This is a genomic window from Niastella sp. (assembly GCF_045805085.1).
Classification (GTDB): domain Bacteria; phylum Bacteroidota; class Bacteroidia; order Chitinophagales; family Chitinophagaceae; genus Niastella.
Genome location: NZ_JBJMLX010000149.1, coordinates 1 through 4,884, shown reverse-complemented (window position 1 = coordinate 4,884; position 4,884 = coordinate 1). Strand labels below are relative to the sequence as shown.

The window sequence follows — 4,884 nt, the reverse complement described above, 5'->3', positions numbered from 1 at the left end:
ATTATTCGTGGTACGCCCGGTGTTACTGTTGGGTTCGATGCCACTGCCAAAGGCGGTGGCAGCATCCAGATCCGTGGACAAAGGTCTGTATACACCGATGCGGGCCACAACGACCCCTTACTGGTGCTGGATGGAATGATCTTCTATGGTGAATTATCAGAGATCAACCCCGACGATATTGAGCAGATAGACATTTTAAAAGATGCGTCTGCCGCCGCCGTCTATGGCGCCAAATCCGCCAATGGCGTCGTGATCATCACTACCAAAAAGGGAAAGAAAGGCAAACCCCGGTTTAACTTCACTTCCAATTACGGCATTTCAACCATGGGCATTAACCGCAGGGTGATGTCGCCTTCAGGTTACATGCAATACCGTCATGACTGGTACACGGCGCCTACTTATGGCGCCAATACCACAACAGGTAATTACGAAGCTTATCAATCGGATAAGAAAACCCAGCCGGGTTATTATGATGAACCCACTGATGCCAACCTTTCCAAATGGGGCATTAACATAGACCAGTGGCGGGCTTATACCACTGCTACCAATGGAACGGCCGGCGACCAGGAGATCTGGGCAAAACGTCTGTTGTTGCAGGGCACCGTGTTAAATAATTACCTGGCCGGTAAAACGTTCGACTGGTACAATAATACTTTCCGCACCGGTAACAACCAGGATTACAATATCAGCGCCTCTGGCGGCTCTGACAATTATAACTATTATATGTCCATGGGCTATCTCAGCAACCAGGGATTGATAAAAGGCAATGACTTCAAGGCCGTACGTTCTAACATAAAGCTGGAAGCCAAAATGACGAAGTGGCTGGATATAAGCGGCAACATAAACTTTCAGCACCGCAATGAGGGCGACTCCGCTGCCGACTGGAACCGGGCGATCATCTACAACAGTCCTTACGCCAATTATAAAGATGATACCGGCGCATTGGTGGTGCATCCCATGGGCGAGAACAGTGTAAACAACTACGGTTACAATTACGATTTCATTCGCCAGTACACGGCCCGGGACAAAGCCTATACCGTGCTGAACACCATCTTCACAGCCAGGGTAAAGCTGCCGTTCAATATCACCTATTCATTCAACGCTTCTCCCCGCTACCAGTTCTATCATGAACGGTATTTTGAATCTTCGAAAAACCCTGATTTTAAAGGAACGAACGGGTTGGTATACCGCGAACAAACCGAGCGGTTCGACTGGTCGCTGAACAATACCATCAACTGGGACCAAACCTTTGGCAAACACCGGTTGAACATTACGCTGGTGCAGGAAGCCGAAAAACGGCAGCAGTGGAAAGACAGGACAGAGGCCCGCAACATCTTACCAAGCGATGCGCTTGGGTATCACGAAACATTTTTCGGGGATAAAAATAAAAGTAGTTACGATGCAGATGACGTGAAAGAAACCGCCGATGGTTTGCTGGCCCGGTTAATTTATACATACAACGACCGGTATATGTTCACCGCCTCCTTCCGTCGTGATGGCTATTCTGCCTTTGGTACTTCCAATCCGCGCGCCAATTTTATTTCAACCGCAGTGGCCTGGACATTTACCAATGAAAAATTCTTTAAGTGGGAACCCATGAGCATGGGTAAATTAAGATTGTCGTGGGGACAAAATGGTAACCGCTCCCTGAGCGATCCCTACCTCGCACTCTCCAATCTCACCGCCCCAACAACCGGATCAACTACCATGGGTTACCTCGATAACAGCGGTAACCTGGTGCAATACCGGTATTTGCGGATAGACAGATTGGCAAATCCCAACCTGCACTGGGAAAAAACCGAATCGTTCAACACCGGTATCGACTTTGGTTTCCTGAACAACCGCTTAACAGGTTCTATTGACTATTATATAACACCTACCATTGACATGATCATGAACCGGGCATTACCAAGCTTTACCGGTTTCACCAGCATTACCATGAACCTGGGTAAGGTAATGAACAAGGGTATGGAGATCTCGCTGAGCTCGCAAAACGTGCGTACGAAAAACTTCACCTGGAGCACCAGCTTCGGTTTTTCGAAATACAAGAACACCATCAAACACCTGTATTACATCTACGATGCGGTACTGGATGCGCAGGGAAATGTTGTCAGCACCAAAGAAAGAGATGATATCAAGAACTCCTGGTTCATCGGGCAACCGGTTAGCGCCATCTGGAATTACAATGTAACCGGCATTTGGCAGGCCAGTGAAGCGGCTGAAGCAAGCAGTTATGGTCAGCGCCCGGGCGATCCCAAAGTGGCCAACAGTTATACAGACAATGATACCAAAGATGCCAGCGGTAAAGTGACGCCTGTGTACGATGATAAGGACAAACAATTCCTGGGTCAAACCAATGCACCCATCATGTGGTCGCTGCGCAACGATTTTACCTGGAAGAATTTTAATTTTTCGTTCAACCTATATTCCTATTGGGGCAACAAAAGTTTGGTTAACCTGTACCTGAACCAGGATAACAACACTTCGCTGATCACCAACCTGGCCAATACCTGGCAGAAAAACTACTGGACGCTGGAGCACCCCACTAACAATGTGGCGCGTCTCGATGCCAAAGGGCCTGCCGGTGTACAGGCGCCCGGAAAATTATACGACAGAAGTTTCATTCGCCTGGATAATATAACGGTGGGGTACAATGTGCCGTTGAGACTGATCTCAAAAGCGCACCTCGACAAATTAAAAGTGTATGCCAACATTCGCAATGCAGCCTTGTGGAAAAAAGATAAGAACTGGATCTACGGCGATGTGGAGACCTTTACCATCACTACCGACAACCAATACCGGAATAGTTTAGCGCCCAGGATCATCACATTCGGATTAAACGTAAATTTTTAAAGGACTACAGCAATGAAAACGAATTATAATAAAAGTATCACCATATCAAAGGCCCTGTTGCTGAGTGTAGCGTTGATAGCTGGTTTGTGTGGTTGTAAGAAATCTTACCTGGAACCCGATCCCCTGTCGGTATACATCCCGTCAACAACCTTTTCAACCAAGGGTGGGCTGGATGCAGCCATGGCTATTTGCGACAAGCAGCTCCGTTCATACTGGACCTATTTTGAATATACTGACCTCGGGCTTCCTATCAGTACCGATTATTTGTTTACCGATGTGGCAGTGGCCAGTAAAACCGATGATGGGAATATTTTTACCGACATCGCCACCCGGCTTACCCCAACCGAGCAGCCTGAACGCGTAGGTTATTTTTGGGAACAGGCCTATGCCGGCGTAAAATATGCGAACACTATCTTAAACTATATCGATAAGGTGTCGGGATTATCAGATACCACCAGGAATGAATACAAGGGCCGGGCATTGTTCCACCGCTCTTATCATTACCTGGGGCTTGTATTCAGATTCAGGGATGTGCCGTTGGTAACGGTGATCCTGGATGTGCCGAAGGTGGATTATCAAAGCACCAAACGCGAGGCCATCCTGCAAATGCTTACAGAAGATATGGAGAAGGCCGTACAGTGGGTGCCCGCCCAGGAAAAAATGTCGCTGATAGGGCTCGTGAACAAAGCTTCCTGCCGCCAGCTGTTGCTGAAATGTTACCTGGCTACCGGTCAATGGGACAAAGCCATTTCCCAGGCCGATACCCTCATCAACAATTCAGGACTTTCTCTGATGACAGCCAGCTTCGGCAACTTTGTTAGTCCTTATGCAAGTGTGTGGCCGGTAACCCGTAATGTGATCTGGGATCTGCACCGGCCGGAAAACAAAGGCATTCCTGCCAATAGGGAAACCATCCTGGTGATGGCCAACCGAAATAATACGGACATGGGCGTAAAAATGAATTCCATGCGCAACTGGTTGCCTTTCCTTGATAATGTAGGCACCAGTGCACCGGATGGAAAACAGGCTGTACGTTTCTTTGCGCCCTCCAGCACTTCCTTCAGGGCGCTTTTGGATTATAAAGATGCTATAGGCCGTGGTATTGCGCACATCAGGCCCACCTTCTTTCATCAAAATTCACTCTGGGCTGTAAATGGCGTTAATGATGCCGGCGACCTGCGTCACAACAGCACGGTGGGCAACTGGGCGCGGATGGATTCGCTTAAATACAACGACCCCGCCAGTACGGCCTGGTATGGCAAAAACGTTCGCCTGCGAAATGCGTCGGGCGCTTTGTTATGTACCGATACTGTTCGTAACTGGTTCGACTGGCCACACTACAAATATTATATTGAAGATGTAAACGAAACCGGAAACCCGAACGAAGCCAACCACCGAGGCGGCGCCGGCGATCTGTATTGTTATCGCCTGGCCGAAACGTACCTGCTGCGTGCGGAAGCAAAATTCTACAAGGGCGATATCGCGGGCGCTACTGCAGATGTAAACAAGATCAGACAGCGGGCGCAGTGTACGCAATTATATACTACAGTAGGTATTGGTGATATCATGGATGAGCGTGCCCGTGAGTTGAATATGGAAGAATTCCGCTTTGCAGAATTGAGCCGCGTTTCCTATAGCTTAGCACTTAGTGGTAAGGCCGATGAATGGGGCAATACTTATCAGGTAGAGAACCTGGCGAAAAACAGTTACTGGTTCCAGCGCATTCAACATTACAATGATTTTTATAACAAAGGAAGAGTAATGGTTAAAAATCGCGCATATACCATGGCTGAAAAAAACATCAACTGGCCGGTACCTCAAAGCGATATCAATGCAAATGGAGGCGCCCGTCTTCGTCAGAACGAAGGTTACACCGGTTATGACGCCGGGATACAAATGTGGACCAACTGGCAGGATGCAGTTGCGGATGAACAACCGAAGAAATAATGGAAAGGCGGGCCTTTGAAGGTGAGTCACCCTTGAGGGTGGCCCACCTTTAGCCCACCTTATATTAATACGCTATGCTCATTT

At 48.2% G+C, this 4,884-nt stretch carries 2 protein-coding genes; both read left to right on the top strand.

The genetic code is table 11. The features are described from left to right. The coding region (locus ACJ751_RS07380) for a SusC/RagA family TonB-linked outer membrane protein (protein ID WP_407744778.1) at positions 1-2,853 on the top strand (2,853 nt) is incomplete at its 5' end. A 12-nt stretch (positions 2,854-2,865) separates the two neighbouring features. Beyond that, entirely contained in the window at positions 2,866-4,800 is a 1,935-nt protein-coding gene (locus ACJ751_RS07375; protein ID WP_407744776.1) for a RagB/SusD family nutrient uptake outer membrane protein, read from the top strand. Positions 4,801-4,884 lie beyond the last annotated feature (84 nt).

What these genes read in the sequence shown, in the direction of transcription:
- ACJ751_RS07375 (WP_407744776.1), top strand. Translation starts at nt 2,866, where the DNA reads ATGAAAACGAATTATAATAAAAGTATCACCATATCAAAGGCCCTGTTG.